We start from the raw sequence: 17837 nt of genomic DNA, 5'->3' as shown, positions 1-17837 counted from the left end.
ATTTTGGACCTGCTCAACTGTCAAACTACCGTTATTTATTTGCTAATAATTTTTATATTCAAAAACCAACAAATAATATATAATGTTATAAATATTTTTTTAAAGGTGGGATCCTAAATGTCAAAAATTGTAGTTTTAGGAGCTGGGATATCGGGACATACTGCGTCATGTTTATTGAGAAAATATTTAGGCAAAGACCATCAGATTACCGTAATCTCCCCTACAAAAAAGTATAACTGGATTCCTTCGAATGTATGGGTCGGCGTGGGAGATATGAAGCCTGAACAAGTACTGTTTGATTTAGAACCAATCTATAATAAGGCAGATATCAATTATATAAATGCAAGGGCGACAAAGATATACCCAGAAGGAAGCAGGGATATATCGTCTCCATTTGTAGTTGCAGAAGGTGTAACGTCAAAAGAGGTAAAAAATATAGAGTACGATTATCTCATAAACGCTACTGGACCAAAATTAAATTTTGATGCTACAGAAGGATTGGGCCCATCAAAAAATTCTCAATCAATTTGCTCCGCATCTCACGCTGTACAAGCTTGGGAGAATCTGAGTTCTTTAATTGCAGAAATGAAAGCTGGCAAGAACAAAACTATTGTAGTAGGCATGGGACATGGAATGGCTACCTGCCAGGGAGCTGCTTTTGAATATCTTTTCAATGTGGAATCAAAGTTAAGGAGAGAAGGCGTAAGAGACAGGGCGAAAATAGTTTATATGACCAACGAATACGAGCTTGGGGACTTTGGGATGGGAAGCCTTCACCTTAAATATGGCGGATACATCGCCCATAGCAAGACTTTTACAGAGTCTCTTTTTGCTGAGAGAGAGATTTTTTGGATAAAGAGAGCTCATCCGATAAAGATTGATAAAAATAAAATTAAATACGAAACTCTTGATGGCACTTTCAATGAGCAAGAGTTCGATTTTGCAATGCTAATACCACCATTTGCTGGCGTAGGTCTAAAAGCCTTTAACAAAAATGAAGAAGATATTACCAGCTCTTTATTTTTGCCAAATGGCTTTATGAAAGTGGATGGGAATTATAACCCAAAATCGTATTCAGAATGGGATGCTGAAGATTGGCCAAAAACACTGCAAAATCCAATATATAAAAATATATTTGCAATAGGCATTGCATTTGCGCCTCCGCATCCAATTAGCAAGCCAATGCAAAGTCCAAATAAAACTACAATATCACCAGCGCCACCCAGGACTGGAATGCCGTCAGCTATGATGGGAAAGGCTGTAGCCCAAAGTATAGCGAACTTAGTCAATGGCAGGGATAAGCCCTTACACACAGCAAGTATGGCAAAATTAGGTGCTGCTTGCGTAGCATCTACAGGAACAGGATTGTTTTCAGGAACAGCCGTATCTATTACTGTTTTTCCAATTGTTCCAGATTTCAAAAGATTTCCCGAATATGGCAGAGACTTAAACTATACATTCGGAGAAATAGGTTTAGCTGGGCACTGGATCAAGCTTTTTTTGCACTATGCGTTTATATATAAAGCAAAACAAAATCCATTTTGGTATATAATTCCAGAATAGTGAGGTGTTAAAAATGGTTGAAAATAGAAAGCCTTATGAACAAGCTTTTTTTGCGTCAAAACCCTTAGGATTCACAAAATTTCTAAGAACTTTTTTCTTTTGGCAACTAATAAAGTTTGCAATAATAAATGTCAAAATGACTCTTATGATACTGAAATCACATGGGAATTAGAAAGCTAATGCATTTGGTTTAATGTGCTCGAGATAAAATCAATATCGTCCTGAAAAACCGTCTTCATATCAAGAAAATAATATTCATCCAAGACCCTGCCAATTATGGGCACATCTCTTCTTGTCAGAAAAGTTTCAATCTCTTTTATCGATAATTTTTTATGCATCAACCCTACTCCAATAGTTTTGAAAGAGCTCTTAGGGGTAGATCCACCGCCAAGTCTGCCTTCGCTTTCAAGAATTTTCAGTATTAAATTGTCATTTTTTACGTTATTGATGACCTTTTTTGCATCAACTATCATTTCATCTACGGTTTTCGACAACATTTTATAAACAGGTATTTCTTCATGTCGTTTATCAAGATACAATCTCAAAGTCCCCTCAAGAGCGCACAAAGTCATCTTGTCAACTCTCAATACTCTCATTAGAGGGTTCTTTCTAATCATCTCAATCAATCTATTTTCACCCAAAATAATTCCACACTGCCCTGCACCAAGCAATTTATCTCCAGAGAAGCTAACGATATTTACACCCTTTTTCAAACTTTCCTGCACAGTAGGTTCGTGATTTAAACCATATTTCCTTAAATCAACCAGGCATCCGCTGCCCAAATCTTCAAAAAATAAAATATTTTTTTTCTTAGCAAGATCTGACAATTCTTCAATTTCTACACTGTGAACAAATCCCTCTTGATAAAAATTGCTTTGGTGAGCCTTCATAATAGCGCCAGTTAATTCGTTTAAGTTATTTTCATAATCTCTTAAATGAGTTTTATTGGTTGTCCCGACTTCCTTCAGAATTGCTCCAGAAGACGATATTACATCAGGAATCCTAAATGATCCACCAATTTCAATGAGCTCAGACCTTGAAATTAAAATTTCTTTGTTATTCGCAATAGTATTTAAAATTATATAAACAGCAGCAGCATTATTATTCACCACCGTTGCATCTTCGGCTCCTGTGAGGGCTACCAGTAAATCTCTCACCAGAGAATCTCTTTTACCTCTTTTATTATTAAAAAGATCGTATTCAAGGTTTGAATAGTTAGTAGCTATTTTAGCCACTTCTTTAGCTACAGACTCGTTCAAAGGAGATCTTCCAAGATTGGTGTGTACAATAATTCCTGTGGCGTTAATCAGTCTTCTGAGTACAGAATTGCTAAAAAATTTTAATTTGACCAAAACACTTTCGATTACTTTGTCCTTGGCAATGCTCTTGCCACTCTTAATTAGCTGTCTTGAAATCTCCACCTCTCTCTGACTAACCAATACACATAAGTCATGTGGAATTTCAATATCACTTTTTTTTATCTCTTCCAAAATATAAGATATTGAAGGGAGTTGAGAAAAGTCCATTTTACCTAATTATATTGTTGAATTCACAGACAAATTTGAAATTGCCTAACTTATTCTCAAAAACAACTTCTTCTTCTGGCATAGGGAGAAACAACCCCTCAAATATGTTAAAAAGATATAAACACTTAATATCTATAGACCTTTCATTAAAAAAATCTGAATCCAATCCTAAAAACAAATCTTTCAAAGGCCTTACATTGCCTCTATAATGAAATCTACATAAATTAATATTTTCTTTAACATCATCAAAAGAAAACAAATTTCGCGACATATTATAAAAACTAACATCTCTCACATCAAATCTTATTCCCTTAGAGAGGAAAGCCTTACCTGCGCAGAAAAGTACTGAAAAGAAAGGCGAAACCTTTATGCTTGCCAAATCATCTTCAATAGCTGAGAGCTGTAAAACCCTATAATTTGGAAAGGGTGAAAAATCTTTATTTATAAAGCTATATATCTCAGAAATTTCATGCACTACAGGAAAGGATCCAATGCTGTTTCTAAAAGAAAATTCTAATATAGTCAAGTTAACATCTCCTTAAATACATAAAAAATAAAAATTTACGAAATTATCTCTTCTTAAATATCTTGTAAGCAACCCTTTCAACTGCAACGTATAGGACAGGTATTATAAAAACACCAATAAATGTGCCCGTGAACATCCCGCCAACTACCGATGTGCCCATAGCAATTCTTGCGCCTGAGCCTGCACCAGTTGCTATTGCCAAAGGCAGACAACCAAATATAAACGCAAATGACGTCATAAGAATTGGCCTAAGCCTGACTTTTGCAGCCTCTACCACAGCTTCGATCTGACTCATGCCAGCTTCTTCTCTCTGTCTTGAAAACTGGATTATCAAGATAGCATTTTTGGCAGCAAGACCTATAAGCATAACAAGGCCAATTTGCATATAAACGTTGTTGTTAAGGTGTCTGGCATATTGGAAAAAGGCAGCGCCAAAGACTGCAGTAGGAACAGATAATACCACGCTAATTGGCACAAACCAACTCTCATAAAGAGCTGCAAGACATAAGAATGCAAAAATAATAGCGAGTGCAAACAGTACAGGCGCTTTTTGACCTGATTTTTGCTCTTCCAAGCTTAAGTCTGACCAACCATAAGAAAAAGATCTTGGCAAAACTTTCTGAGCAGTATCCACCAGTGCTTGCATAGCCTGGCCAGAACTATATCCTGCAGCAGGGTTACCTCCGATTTGAATTGTTTTGTAGCCATCAAATCTTTGTATTACTGAAGGACCATTTGTAAGTTTTGCGGTAGCAAGAGTGCTTAGCGGAACCATTTGGCCGCTTGAGTTTTTTACAAAGAAATATTTTATGTCATCAGGACTCTTCCTAAATTGCGGTAAAGCTTGCATTGTAACTTTATAGGTTTCTCCATAAAGATTTATATCATTTATCTCAATACCACCATAGAATGCTTGCATTGCATTAAAAACGTCATCAAGAGGAATGCCCAGTTTTTTTACCTTATCCCTATCTATATTATATGTGTAACCAGGTGCATTAGCGTTATAAGTGGAATAAATCGTTCCGATAGCTGGCATTTTTTTGGCTTCCTGAATGAATTCTTTAGATATATTGCCCAAATCTTGATTACTTGTAGTCCCACTTCTATCTTCAAGCATCATTGTAAAGCCTCCCCTTGTACCAATTCCTGGCAATGAAGAAGGCAGCAAAGGTAATATTGTTGCGTTTGGAAATTGTCCTGATTTAATAAATATCTGTTTTATAATGCCTGAGGCAGAAGTCTGATCAGTTGTTCTTTCATCCCAGGGCTTAAGTCTTATAAATACTATTCCAGTACTTGAATCTGCAGCGAATGTTAAAAAGTTGATACCGCTAATACATGTTACAGCATATACACCTGGAATTTTTCTTATTACCTCACCAATATTATTCATTTCATTAGAGGTGACATTCAAGCTTGTGCCCTCTGGCAGAGAAACCGCAGTAATTAGATACCCCTGATCTTCATCTGGCACAAATGAGGTTGGAAGTTGAGATATAATGAAAAAAGTAACAGCTGTCAATAATAAAATAAACAGCAGTCCCCATTTTACTTTTCTAACAAATTTAAAAACAATCTTAGAATATTCAGAAATCATTTTTTCGAAAATATCGTTAAATTTATCGAAAAATTTGGCTAACAATCCCTTATGTTTTGTTGGATCATAAGGTGTGAGCATTCTTGCACATAAAGTAGGCGTAAGAGAAAGAGCTACTATTACAGAAAGTATCATAGAAACGGTAATGGTTAACGCAAATTGCTTGTACAATACTCCCATAGTTCCACCAAAAAAGGCAACAGGAATAAAAACAGAAGACAAGACAAATGCGATAGCGACTATTGCACCAGAGACTTCTTTCATAGCTTTCTGCGCCGCCTCAAAAGGTTTCATATTGTCATATCGAATGTGATGCTCTACTGCCTCAATAACGACAATCGCGTCATCAACTACCAAACCTATTGCTAAAACCATAGCAAAAAGTGTAAGGGTATTTATAGAAAATCCAAAAACAAGAAATGTGGCAAACGTACCTATCAACGACACTGGCACTGCAAGCATTGGTATAAGAGTCGCTTTCCACGACTGTAAAAAGATAAAAATTACTGCCATAACCAAAAGCAAGGCTTCAAATAAGGTTATCAAAACCTCTTTTAAAGACTCTCTTATAAAAAGCGTATTGTCTACTATAATTTCTGATTTCATATCAGGCGGGAAACTCTTCTCAGCTTTTGCTATGATTGCTTTGCATTCATCTACAGTTTTCAAGGCATCAGCATCAGGAGTTAGCTGCACACCGAAAGCAGCAGCATTATAGTTATTCATAGTTGAACTATATGTATAAAACCTTCCACCCATATCAATTTTTGCAATATCCCTAAGCCTCACGATAGAACCATCGGGATTTGCTCTGATGATTACATTATCAAATTCTTGGGGGGTACTTAACCTGCCTTTTACCCTTGTGGTGTATTGAAATGCTTGATTGGATGCTGTAGGCATCTGGCCTATAGTACCTGATGCTGCCTGTAAGTTTTGTTCCTGAATTGCATTATATACATCAGTTGTTGTAATGCCCAATTGAGCCATCTTCTCAGGGTTTAGCCATATCCTCATACCAAAAGGAGATCCAAACATATTTACCTGACCGACGCCCTTAACCCTTTGCAATTGATGAACTATGTTAATATTTCCATAATTTGCAAGAAAGGTAGAATCATACGTGCCCTTAGGAGAGTAAAGTGAAAACACAAGAACGTTTTGAGGAGTTACTTTCATCGTGTTTATTCCATATTGGACAACTGCATTTGGCAAGAGAGGAGATGCCTGCCCTACCCTATTTTGTGTTTGGACTGTTGCCATGTCTGGGTCTTTACCAAGCTCAAACTGAACGTTTAACGTATAGCTCCCTGCATCAGTACTTGTTGATAGCATTGAAACCATGCCCTCTACGCCGTTTACTTGGTCCTCCATTTGCTGAGCTACAGTTTGTTCTACAGTCTCAGCATTAGCACCAGGATAGCTTGCTATGACGTTCACCTGAGGAGGTGTAATTTGAGGATAGACAGCGATAGGTAGGTTTGTCATTGCAAGAAGCCCTAATAATACAATAATCAGCGAGACTACTATGGCAAAAATTGGGTTTTTAATAAAAAATTGTGCCATAAATTACTTTAAGCCCAGTGACTCAGGAGTTATTTCTGTCGGCTTGACTACCGTTCCAGTAGGCGCCTTTTGGGACCCTTCGACTATGACGTTGTCACCAGGTTTCAACCCCTCTTCTACAACCCAAAAAGATCCAACTCTTGGACCCATTTTAACTGGCACCATTTGCGCTTTATTATCGCTATCTACAATAGTAACAAAGGTTTTGTCCAAGACCTGCTGAACTGCCATTTGAGGAATAAGTATAGCATTTTTTAAATTGCCTTCTTTAAGAACCACATTGGCAAACATTCCTGGCACAAGAACATTGTCAGGATTGGGGAAAAGAGCCTTAATTGAGAGAGTGCCTGTATTTTGAGTTAGCCCTCTGTTTATCTCAGCTATCTTTCCGTGATACTTATAGGTAGTGCCATTAGAAAGAGTTAGCACGACGTTTTTCCCAACATCACTGTTCATAGGATCAATGCCATTCTTAACCATATTTAAATAGTCGTTCTCAGATATGCTGAACAAAACGTACATCGGATCTGGAGATGACAAAGTGCACATTACAGTCTGACCAGCAGTCACAAACGCGCCCAGACTCAGATCGTCTCCCACACCAAGCTTCCCGCTAAAGGGTGCTACTATCAAAGTATCACTTAGATTATCTTCTGCCTGTTTTAGGTTTGCCCTCATCGCCTCCACAATCTGATAGTCTTGTAATGCTACCGAAGTAGCAGTATCAGAAGTCTGCTGAGAAACAGCATCCTGAGCAGCAAGAGCTTTATATCTATCTGCATCAAGTTTTGCATTGTCATAATTTGCAATTGCTTGAGCTAACTGTGCTTTAGCATTAGAAACAGCAGCTACATAGGTTCTTTTATCAATTTGAAAGAGTGGTTGACCAGCTTTTACTATCTCTCCACCTTTTATGAATTTCTCTACGATGTTGCCAGATACTTTAGACCTAACTTCGATATCATTTACAGCTTCCACCTGACCCACATAATCCTGATAAACGTCAGTGTCCTTAACTACCACCTTCATAGTCTTAACTGATACAGGCTGATGTATGGGCATGGGTTTCTTGTTAAGCAGAGCAAAAACTAAGCCTGCAACTACTAAAACACCTATCAATAATGATGCAAGTAAAACTTTTCTTTTTAAAATATTTTTCATCATACATTAATCTAAACCTATAGCCTTATAAAGTGATGCCTTTGCAACCTGATAGTCAAATTTTGCTTGGGCATATTGGGTTTGTGAAGTAGAGAGCTGAGCCTCAGCGTCTAAAACCTCTGAGATGGTATTTACTCCTGCCTGATATCGAACCCTAGCCAGTCTCAAGCTTTCCTCAGCCTCAGAAACAGATTGTGCAATTGTATCAATTCTCTGTTTTGCAGAAGAAAGATTTAAAATTGCTTGTTTTACATCCAATTTAATCTGATCGAAGACTTGTCTTTCATAATCCTTTTGCGTTCTGTAGGCAATGATTGCCTGTTGAACCTGACTCCTAATCACTCCACCATCATATATCGGAATAGTCATTTGAACTACAGCACCCCAGTCTTGATTATCAGGAAAGAATGTGTTATCAACCCATTCTTTGTATGCGGTGACAGAAAAATCAGGCAGCCTCTGCGTCTTTGCAACCCATATAAGCTTCTTTGCAGCCTCAGCAGCAAATCTTACAGATCTAAGATCTGGCCTGAAGGAAACAGCCTTAGCAGTCAAGTCATCCACACTTCCAGTTATATTTGGAACGTCTTGATCTTTTGCCAGAACCAATTTAGTATTCATTGGATAGCCGATAAGGTTATTCAAGGAAGAATAAGATAAATCCCTTTGATTCTCAGCATCTAACAAATTCTGTTTAATTTGAGCCAATGATACCTCAACTCTCAAAACGTCAATCTTAGCAGCCGTACCAGCATTGTACATAGCCTGCGTAACCCTTAACTGTTCTTCAATTTGCTTTAAATCAGATTCCTGAGAAGCCACATTGTCTTCTGCCTGTAAACACTGAAAATAAGCGCTTGTAACCTGATAGGTTAAATTTTGAACAGCGCTTCTATAATTCTCTTCTGCTTCTCTTACGTTTAACCATGCAGCGGATCGTTGCTCCCATATCTTTCTCCATACATCAAACTCATATGTTAAAACAGCCCTATGATCATAAGTAGTTTTATAGCCTGTTGGGACTTTACCTATTCCCGGAAGCATAATAGCAGGAGCACTTTTTAACTCTGTATAAGTTGATTTCCAATTTAGATGAGGAACGAGATAACCAGATATTTCGTGCGCTTGCATTCTTGCATTGCCAATCTTCTCCTTGTCCATCTTTATTGCAGGACTATAATCCTTTGCAAGCTCAATTGATTTGTCCAAAGTAAGGTTCAACTGCTCAGGGGGATTGGTAGGCTTATACTCCAGCGTAGTCTCTTTTGAGTATGCAACACCAGGAAGAGTCAGAAAAATAAAAAGAACAAAAAAACAAATATAAGATTTTATTTTCATTTAATCAACCCCGAAGTAAGACCTGAGAAAATCATTTGCCATATTTCTTTTTTATCCAATTTAATCTCTTCCCCTTTCAAAACTAAAGTTGTAAAAAATACTAAATTTCCCCAAATAAAAAGCGAAACCATTCTTGGATCAATCTCACGAATTATGTTTACCTTCATGAGATTCTTAATAATCTTATCAAGATCTTCGATAATGTATCTATCTCTAACGCTTCTTAACTCACTATAAAAAGCTCTATCGCCCAGCGAGAGCCCTTCCAATACCAAGCTGCCTAACCTGCTAGCAAGCTCCCAATTATCAAAATAGTCATATACAAAAGCCCTCAAGCTCAAAACGCTATTAAAATCTTTGTTAAACCAGAGAATCTCTGATAACTTTCTAAAAGCATGTTCCACAGTAGAATAGAATAGATCTCTTTTAGAGTTAAAGTAGAGATATACTGTACCCTTACCTATATCTGCCTCTTTAGAGATATCGCCTATTCTGACTTGAGCATACCCTTTTTGTGAAAAGTGTTCAAAAGAAATTTTCAAAATTTTATCTTCTATATTCATAATCTCCATTTATGACCAATCAGTCAGATTTCATAAATTCTAAACCAGAAAGACAATTTTGTAAATACAGATAATATTTAGTTGTCAAATATCAATCATATTACTTGTACATAATATTAACATAAATATATACAATTGAAAAACAAAAACTCCACTACATATCGGGTAAAATAAACATTTATTATTGCTATTGTATCCAAATCTAATTACAAAAATACAAATGCACTGCAAGATTCATTAGTGAATTTTTTTAGCTTTCAACTGCTCTAAATCTCATAGCCTTAGTATATCCGAATCGTCTTTTAAAAAAATAGCAAATTGAATCTATATTAAACTAAGTCTAATATAATAAAATATATGAATATTTGACAGTATCTAATAAATATTGTAACTTATGAAGTAGGCCGAAGTGGCGAAACGGCAGACGCGCTACGTTCAGGGCGTAGTGAGGTTTAACCTCGTGTGGGTTCAAATCCCACCTTCGGCACCATTAAATTTTTAAAATGAGGGTACATATGACTTTATCAATTGCTGATGACGCAAAGTTGTATATTAGCAAAAATGGAAATGTTGTATATTTTGACGACTATCCTTCAATCGGCACCTGTGTTGGGGATATAAAGTTTCCACCTTCAATAAAATTGGGCATCCCAAAGGATCTAGGTAGATTTGAGATTTCAGAAGTTAATGGGATAAAGATATATCTCCCAAAAGACGTTCAATACAATCGAGACTTAACAATTAAGCTAAAAAAGTCTCTTGGAAGGCATCAACTTGTAATTGATGGTTGGAAATACGTTTGACTTTTTGAACTTTTTGTTATATATTTTCTCTAACATATAGGCCGAGGTGGTGAAATTGGCAGACGCGCTGGACTCAAAATCCAGTATCTTTACGGATGTGTGGGTTCGAGTCCCACCCTCGGCACCATTTTATTGGGTTTTTATTAACTCCTCAAAATCTTCTTCAGCCATTGGCCTTGCTAAAAGGTAACCTTGAATATAATCACAACCAAGCTCTTCCAATATCTTTAATTGTTCAATATTTTCTACGCCCTCAGCTAAGCTATTTATTTTTAGCCTTTTAGCAAGTTTTAGAATACTCTCTACAATCGCCATAGCCTTATCATCTATTAACATGTTTCTAATAAAAGACATGTCTATCTTCAATATATCTAATGGTAGCTGATATAAATAATTAAACGATGAAAATCCAGTGCCAAAATCATCCAATGAAATATTGATTCCTCTTCTTTTTATATCTTCCAACTCAATTCTTACGCTTGAAAAATCGTTTATAAACAAACGCTCTATAATCTCAATATTTATATAATTTTGAGGCAATTTATTATTTTTTAACAGGTCAAATAGGTGTTCCTTAAAATCAGTAGATTCAAAGCTCTTGGTGGAGAGGTTAACTGAAATAGGAACAATAGAATATTTATTAATTTGCCATTCATTAAATTTTTCTACAAGATGGTCTATTATGCCTCTTTCTACCTCTACTATTAAATCGCTTTTTTCTAAAAATGCTATAAATTCAGATGGCAAAATTATATTGTCATTTCTTTTCCATCTTAGCAAGACTTCAGCACCAATCATCGAATTATTATAAGTAGAAAAATACGGCTGATAATACAGAACAAACTCGTTGTTTTTGACAGCTTGCGACAAGTCGTCCTTGAGTTTCAAGCTTTTAACAGCAAAGCTCTCAAGCTCCTTTTTGTAAAATCCTATTGAGTTCTCTCCTTTTTCCTTTGCTTCCTTAACAGCAATATTTGCTTTTTCCAGGAGCTTTTCTGCATTATTAGAATCTACAGGGTAAAAGCTTATTCCTACATTAAAAAATAGTTTAATATTATTATCAGCAATATTATAGAGTTTATTAAGTTCCAAGAAGACCTTGTCAACTACTCCTACCACATCATTTAAAGAGCTTAGCTCTTTCACGAGGATAGCAAATTTCTCAGACTCTAGTCTCGCAATAATATCAAAATCAAACAAAAGATCCTTAAGTCTTTTGGCAATTTCTTTTAACACCATATCGCCTTTATAAAAACCATAAGCATGATTTACATCAGAAAAAGAAATAGGGTTAACTATTATAACCGCAAATATCTTTTTGCTATATTTAGCGATTTTTAAATATGAATCAACTTCTTCTAAGAATTTTTTTCTATTTGGCAGGTTTGTCAAAGAATCAAAATCCACAAGTCTTTCGACCGACTCACTCAGCGCCTTTTCCTGAGTGATATCTTTTCCAACCGCCACAAAGTACTTTATATCATTGTCTATAACAAAAGGGCTAACGGTCGTATAACAATAAAATTTTTCACCAGATTTTTTCTTATAAATAAAAACATCTGCAAATTTTTGACCACCTCTAATCGTTCTATAAAATCTTCTAGAAAAACTTAAGCTTTGAGATTTCGAGGAAAAAATTGAATGATGCTTGCCAATTAGTTCTTTCTTACTGAATCCAAAAATTCTCTCAGTATTATCGCTTACATATATGATATTAAAATTTTTGTCGGTAACAATTACAAAATCGTTTCCAGAATTCAATGCTAACATGGTAAGAGAGCTAAATCTCTCCATTTCTACCTTATTAAGTGCAAAACTAATATCACTAGCTATCTCGCCTAACAAGTTTAAAATACTTTCGTTAAAATATCCCTTTTTATTTGTAGCACAATAATATACCACTCCAACTTTATTTTCGTTGTTATATATTGGTATTGCAGCAGCAGAAAGTGAAGCAAAGTCCTTAAATTTTTCTTTTACTGGAGCATATCTTTTTGCATCTAATATATTATTATCTACAACAATTTCTCCAGTCAAAAAAGATTGCGCAGTTATAAAAAAGTCACTAAGGTTTCTAATATCTTTTTCCTTATATACATCAACAATGTAGTCCTTAAAATCTACAAATCTATCGTTTGTAGCATAAAAACTCTTCATTTCCAGATGATCTTTGTTAATAGTTGCAAAAAAAACAAAATCAAATCCTGCATTTTCAACCAAAATCTTAGGTGCATTTTCAAAGATCTCAGTATAACTTTTCACTTTTACAACGAAACTATTAATTTCAGAAATAGTTTTGTATAACTTCGTCAATTCTACTATTTTTTCCTGTTGTAATTTAATATTTCTCTCCTTATCGATCTTCTCCATTGCAAAAGAGATGTCTTCTTCTACTTCTTCAAGTATGTTCATGTATTCATTGCTAAACATATCGGGGGTATCGGAAAATATTACAAGAATATATTTAATTTTGTTATAGATCTTTATAGGGATAGAGCAGACTGACCTTATGCTAAATTTTATAAATAGATTTTTTAGCGCATCTGGCATTTGCGTTTTCAGTATATCTGAAATCAAAGAAATCTTCCCTGAGAAATATGCGGCTTGGATAGTGCAATAATTTTCTTTTACCTCAGAACCAACAGAAATATTTAATGACTCATAGTCTTCTATAAAAGAATCTCTTCCTCCTGTGCTGTGCAAAAGCCTAAAATTCTTTTGTTCATCAACATCGCCAAATATCGCATTTTTAAATCCAATTTTTCTAACTAGTAAATCTGTAATATTTTTTAGAGCCTCGTCTTCCTGGATAGACCTTACCAATATTTGATTTATATCTTTCAATGCAGAATATAGCATTTCAAAATTTTTTTGTTTTGTTATGTCAAAAAATATAGACAAAAAAGAATCTTCGCCTTTGTATCTGAAGGGATTTACCAAGATATTAAAAAATCTTGTTTTTGCGTCATTTCGTCTTATCCTAACATCATTAACACACTTTATAATATCGTTTCTGCTAAAGATCTCTTGAAATATTAACTCAACTTCTTCAAAATTACTCAGATTTTTATGAAGCTTAGATATATCTGACTCTAAAAATTCTTTTTCTACAAGTCCAAGAGTATCTTTAAGAAATTTATTTACATACAATATCTTATCTTTATTAAAAACACATATTCCTAAAGAAAATTGTTCAGAAATTATTGAAAACAGATCGCTTGACTCTTCAATTTTGTCCAACATTACCTTCTCTTTTGTAATGTCTTGTACAAAACCTACACTTTCAAAGAAGAGGCCATCTCTATTTATTATATTGTCGGTTACCTTAACCCAGATATAGCTTCCATCTTTATTTAAAAACCTACAATCATAGCTAGCAACATTATCCATCTGTAAGTCTAACAATTTCTCAAAAATTTTTCTTTTATCATCAGGATGAATTCTGCTTGGCCAAAAATCTATAGAGTCCAATTCATCAATCGAATAACCATAGTGCTCACAAAAATAATCAGGATTTAATATTGATATTTTTTTGTATTCTATCTGCATATCTCTAAGAAAGAATTCTGTTCGAAATATGATAATTGGAAGATTTTTTAGCAAAACAGTAAATTCATCAAAATTTTTCATGTTAGCTCCAAACCCACTAATTTATTATTATTCTACTATAAAAAATTTTTTTATAGTAGATCTTCAAAGTCCTCTTCTGACATAGGCCTGGCCAAAAGATATCCCTGGACAATATTACACCCTAAACTTTCCAGCATCTCGAACTGTTCAAGCGTTTCAACGCCCTCAGCCACAGTTATCAAATCTAACTTTTTACTTAAAAAGATGATGCTTTCAATAATAGATTTTGCCCTTATATCGTTCGCAATATTGTTTATAAATGATTTGTCAACCTTTAAAAATTTAAATCTGAGTTTGTAAAGGTAGTTAAGAGATGAAAATCCTGTTCCAAAGTCATCCAGCGATATTGATATGCCTTCTCTATTAAACTTTTTTAAAACTACAGAACAGTGCTCGAAATCATCGACAAATACCCTCTCAACCAGTTCGATGGAAAAAAATCCCCTGCGAATAGCATATTTTTTAACAGAGTAGATTATATATTTCCTGAAGTTGTCATCTTTAAAGCTTCTTTCAGAAAGATTGATTGAAATAGGCACACTTGATTTTCCTCTTGATTCCCACTGTTTTAATTTACCGCACACGCTATCAACTACAAATTTTTCAACATCTACTATGCGGTCCATCTCTTCTAATATTGGGATAAAATCCATTGGCAAAATTATATTGCCATTATCCTTCCATCTAAGAAGCGCCTCCGCTCCAACGATTTTCCTGTCTTTTATTGAAAAAATTGGCTGATAATAAAGAACAAATTCTTTATTTGAGATTGCCTTTTCTAATTTTGATCTTAAATCCAGCTTAATCTTTGCATTTTGTTCGAAATCCTTCTTATAAAAGCCTATCTTCTTATCTTTTCTATTTTTAATGCTACCCAACGCTATATTGGCTTTTTCAACAAGATCTTGGGCATTTTCACTGTCATTTGGGAAAAAGCTAACGCCATAGTTGAAAGACACTAAGGCATTTTTTTCTTTTGGAGTATCGTATGGCTTCTCAAGAACAGAATTTAACTTTGAAATTATATTTATAACATCTTCCAAAGATGCAATATCTTTTAGTAAAATTATAAACATATCAGATTCCAATTTCGCTATTAAATCGTACTCTCTTAGATTGTCTTGAATTCTTTTAGCTATATCGCATAAAATCAAATCCCCAGTATAAAACCCGTAAGCCTGATTTATAGCAGAAAAACTCATTGGATTTATAATGCATACGCTTGCAAGTTTTTTTTCATATTTAGCAACTTTAATGAATTCGTTGGCACTTTCAATAAATTTGTTCCTGTTTAACAACCCTGTTAAAGGATCGAAATCCTTTAGCTTTTTTAAACTGTCCTCAAGAGACTTTGAATGGGTGATATCTTTGCCTACTGCGACATAATATCTTATTTCGCCCCGAATTAAATATGGAGTGATTGTAGTGTAACAATAAATTTTTTCACTAGATTTCGTCATGTAAACAAAAAAATCTGAAAATTTTTGACCACTTCTAATAGTCCTATAAAACCTTCTTGCAAAACCCAGACCCTGAGACCTTGAGGATATAATAGAGTGATGATGATTTATCAACTCATCTTTCGCATATCCAAATATCTTTTGAGCATTATCGTTTACGTAAACAATCTTAAAGTTTTTATCAGTAACCATTACAAAGTCACTGCCAGAATTTAGCGCAAGAGAGGTCATAGCATTAAATCTTTCCAGCTCAATTTTTCCCAGAGCAAAACTTATGTCACTGCCTATTTCATTTAAAAGTCTTAACACATCAGGAGTAAAGAAATCTTTTTTTGTAGAACCACAAAAAATTGATCCCAAAATTTTATTATTTTTAAAAATAGGTATTGCAGCAGCAGATCTCAATAAGTCATAATCTTTAAATTTTTCTTTGATTTCATCAGTCTTTAGAGATGTAAGAAGATCGTTATAATAAGAAATTTCCTTTGTTTCTATTGCAACCGCACCAATAAAACCTTTTTTAATTAAAATAGGTATATCCTCAGATTTATAGCTCTCTTCAATGAACTTTAGAAATTCTTTATACTTCTTTTCTACATCATTTTCTAAATAGTAAAAATTATAAACCTTTAGCTTATTTTCTCCGTCAATAAGAGAAAAGTAAGCTATTGAAAAGCCAGCATCTTTGACTAATATCTCGTTCATCATTGTATACAGCTCTCTAACAGAGTCGGTTCGAACAATCAGTTGATTTATATTTGAAAGCGTCATATAAAGCTTGGTTAATTCCAATATCTTTTCCTGCTGAAGCCTTTCTTTGGTTATATCCCTTGAGAGCTCTACAAGTCTATAAATCTTGTTATCAAAAAAAAACGGAATAACTATAGTATTTAAATAAAATTTACTTTTATCTTTAGCCTGTTTGACAACTTCACATTGACATTTCTCCCCTGATAAAACCTTTTCGAAAAGCTTCTCATAATGCCTACTTAAATGATCGTCGAAATTAAACACAGGCATCTTTTTGCCAATAATTTCGTCCAAACTATAACCAGAAATTTTTTCAACTGCTTTATTTGCATGTAAAATAGTGCCAGCTTCATCCGCTACCAAGAACCATTCAGAAGATTCTTCCATTGCATCGCTAAGAATTTTTATATTTTTTTCTTTATCGATCTTTCTCAATGCAAAAGAAATGTCCATCTCAATCTCATTAAGTATGTCCATGTATTCATCATTAAAAAGATCTGGCGTATTAGAGTATATTACTAGTACAAATTCTACCCTTCCATCTTTGCTCAATGGTATAGAACAAGTAGAACGAATGCCATATTTCTTGTGATAAGTTATCCATGGGCTCATCTTCTCATAGCTTAACGTATCAGAGATTAAAAAAATCTTGCCTTTTCTATAGGCGTTGCCTACTGTCCCTCTACCTTCAGGAATACTTTCATCCACTGAAATAGTAACTTGTTTAAAGTTGTCCACAAGTGAATCAGGAGTATTTTTTGCAAAATATTTTAATCTAAATAATTTTTCAGAATCTATATTTCCAAGAAAGGCTCCAACATATCCGAGCTTATCGACAAGCAAGTCACACAGGCTCTGTAAAAGCTCTTCTTCTCTATCTATTTTCACAGCAAGTTGATTAATTTCTTTTATCGTATATAAAATCGCCTCAAGATTTTTCTCTTTAGATATTGATTCTATCACGCCACCGACTTCAATAAATCTCTCATCTTTACTAAATGCGGTCATATTAGATCTAAGCCAGGTATAGCTACCTTCTTTTGATTTGAATCGAAACTCATATTGCAAGCTATCCCCCAACCCTAAATCAAAAATCTTTTCAATAAACCCTGACCTATCTTCTGGATAAATGTTTTCAAAAAAGAGACTGTTTTCAGCTAACTCCTTATCAGTAAAACCACACACTGTTCGATTTTTAGAATTATTTAAAAAACAAAAATTATATACGGATAAATTTCTATCAAAATTAACAAATTTAGAAGTAAAGACAATATTATATAAGCTATTGATAATTGATAAAGCTTTAAGCTTCTTATCCACTATTGATTGTCATTACTCGCTCTGAAAACAC

The 17837-nt window shown here is 34.4% G+C and carries 11 protein-coding genes and 2 tRNA genes; 5 read left to right on the top strand and 8 right to left on the bottom strand.

The features are described 5' to 3' along the window. Window positions 1–117 precede the first annotated feature (117 nt). Window positions 118–1563, top strand: a complete 1446-nt coding sequence (locus V4762_RS06570) for an NAD(P)/FAD-dependent oxidoreductase (RefSeq protein ID WP_347314986.1) — start codon at window positions 118–120, stop codon at window positions 1561–1563. Between the two features lie 13 nt (window positions 1564–1576). Beyond that, on the top strand, window positions 1577–1735 hold the full coding sequence (locus V4762_RS06565) for a hypothetical protein (RefSeq protein ID WP_347314985.1): 159 nt from the start codon (window positions 1577–1579) through the stop codon (window positions 1733–1735). Window positions 1736–1739: 4 nt separating this feature from the next. On the opposite strand, the gene selA is transcribed toward V4762_RS06565, so the two are convergent. From selA to V4762_RS06535, 6 genes are read right to left on the bottom strand one after another with little or no spacing between them, the layout of a single operon-like run. Then, window positions 1740–3089 carry an L-seryl-tRNA(Sec) selenium transferase gene (gene selA / locus V4762_RS06560; RefSeq protein WP_347314984.1) on the bottom strand — a complete coding sequence of 450 codons (1350 nt, stop codon included), beginning with the start codon at window positions 3087–3089 and terminating at the stop codon, window positions 1740–1742. A 1-nt stretch (window position 3090) separates the two neighbouring features. Further along, on the bottom strand, window positions 3091–3615 hold the full coding sequence (locus V4762_RS06555) for a hypothetical protein (RefSeq protein ID WP_347314983.1): 525 nt from the start codon (window positions 3613–3615) through the stop codon (window positions 3091–3093). A 43-nt stretch (window positions 3616–3658) separates the two neighbouring features. Beyond that, window positions 3659–6781 (bottom strand): efflux RND transporter permease subunit, encoded by a 3123-nt coding sequence (locus V4762_RS06550; RefSeq protein ID WP_347314982.1) that lies wholly within the window; start codon window positions 6779–6781, stop codon window positions 3659–3661. A gap of 3 nt (window positions 6782–6784) precedes the next feature. After that, window positions 6785–7945 (bottom strand): efflux RND transporter periplasmic adaptor subunit, encoded by a 1161-nt coding sequence (locus V4762_RS06545; protein ID WP_347314981.1) that lies wholly within the window; start codon window positions 7943–7945, stop codon window positions 6785–6787. A 3-nt stretch (window positions 7946–7948) separates the two neighbouring features. Beyond that, window positions 7949–9280 (bottom strand): TolC family protein, encoded by a 1332-nt coding sequence (locus V4762_RS06540; RefSeq protein WP_347314980.1) that lies wholly within the window; start codon window positions 9278–9280, stop codon window positions 7949–7951. Next, complete coding sequence (locus tag V4762_RS06535) at window positions 9277–9843, bottom strand: TetR/AcrR family transcriptional regulator (protein WP_347314979.1); 567 nt, start codon at window positions 9841–9843, stop codon at window positions 9277–9279. The genes V4762_RS06540 and V4762_RS06535 overlap by 4 nt, the downstream gene beginning before the upstream one ends. Before the next feature lie 403 nt (window positions 9844–10246). On the opposite strand from V4762_RS06535, the gene V4762_RS06530 reads away from it, so the two are divergent. The 3 genes from V4762_RS06530 (at window position 10247) to V4762_RS06520 (ending at window position 10773) form a co-directional block, all read left to right on the top strand. Further along, window positions 10247–10333: transfer RNA gene (locus V4762_RS06530), tRNA-Leu, on the top strand. A gap of 25 nt (window positions 10334–10358) precedes the next feature. Next, complete coding sequence (locus V4762_RS06525) at window positions 10359–10646, top strand: CC/Se motif family (seleno)protein (protein ID WP_347314978.1); 288 nt, start codon at window positions 10359–10361, stop codon at window positions 10644–10646. A gap of 40 nt (window positions 10647–10686) precedes the next feature. Further along, a tRNA-Leu gene (locus tag V4762_RS06520) sits at window positions 10687–10773 on the top strand. Window positions 10774–10775: 2 nt separating this feature from the next. Here the strand turns inward: V4762_RS06520 and V4762_RS06515 are convergent. Together V4762_RS06515 and V4762_RS06510 are read right to left on the bottom strand one after the other, a co-directional pair. Continuing rightward, window positions 10776–14276, bottom strand: a complete 3501-nt coding sequence (locus V4762_RS06515; RefSeq protein WP_347314977.1) for an EAL domain-containing protein — start codon at window positions 14274–14276, stop codon at window positions 10776–10778. A gap of 50 nt (window positions 14277–14326) precedes the next feature. Beyond that, the gene (locus tag V4762_RS06510; protein WP_347314976.1) at window positions 14327–17806 is read right to left on the bottom strand and encodes an EAL domain-containing protein; all 3480 of its coding nucleotides are present in this window, start codon (window positions 17804–17806) and stop codon (window positions 14327–14329) included. Window positions 17807–17837 lie beyond the last annotated feature (31 nt).

Origin of the sequence: Thermodesulfobium sp. 4217-1, from assembly GCF_039822205.1 — a bacterium.
Classification (GTDB): Bacteria; Thermodesulfobiota; Thermodesulfobiia; order Thermodesulfobiales; family Thermodesulfobiaceae; genus Thermodesulfobium.
This window is presented reverse-complemented; position numbering and strand designations above follow the sequence as displayed.

Bases quoted from the DNA above. Each gene is read 5' to 3' on its own strand.
- V4762_RS06570 (WP_347314986.1), top strand. From the start codon at position 118: ATGTCAAAAATTGTAGTTTTAGGAGCTGGGATATCGGGACATACTGCG.
- V4762_RS06565 (WP_347314985.1), top strand. From the start codon at position 1,577: ATGGTTGAAAATAGAAAGCCTTATGAACAAGCTTTTTTTGCGTCAAAA.
- selA (WP_347314984.1), bottom strand. From the start codon at position 3,089: ATGGACTTTTCTCAACTCCCTTCAATATCTTATATTTTGGAAGAGATA.
- V4762_RS06550 (WP_347314982.1), bottom strand. From the start codon at position 6,781: ATGGCACAATTTTTTATTAAAAACCCAATTTTTGCCATAGTAGTCTCG.
- V4762_RS06545 (WP_347314981.1), bottom strand. From the start codon at position 7,945: ATGATGAAAAATATTTTAAAAAGAAAAGTTTTACTTGCATCATTATTG.
- V4762_RS06540 (WP_347314980.1), bottom strand. From the start codon at position 9,280: ATGAAAATAAAATCTTATATTTGTTTTTTTGTTCTTTTTATTTTTCTG.
- V4762_RS06535 (WP_347314979.1), bottom strand. From the start codon at position 9,843: ATGAATATAGAAGATAAAATTTTGAAAATTTCTTTTGAACACTTTTCA.
- V4762_RS06525 (WP_347314978.1), top strand. From the start codon at position 10,359: ATGACTTTATCAATTGCTGATGACGCAAAGTTGTATATTAGCAAAAAT.
- V4762_RS06515 (WP_347314977.1), bottom strand. From the start codon at position 14,276: ATGAAAAATTTTGATGAATTTACTGTTTTGCTAAAAAATCTTCCAATT.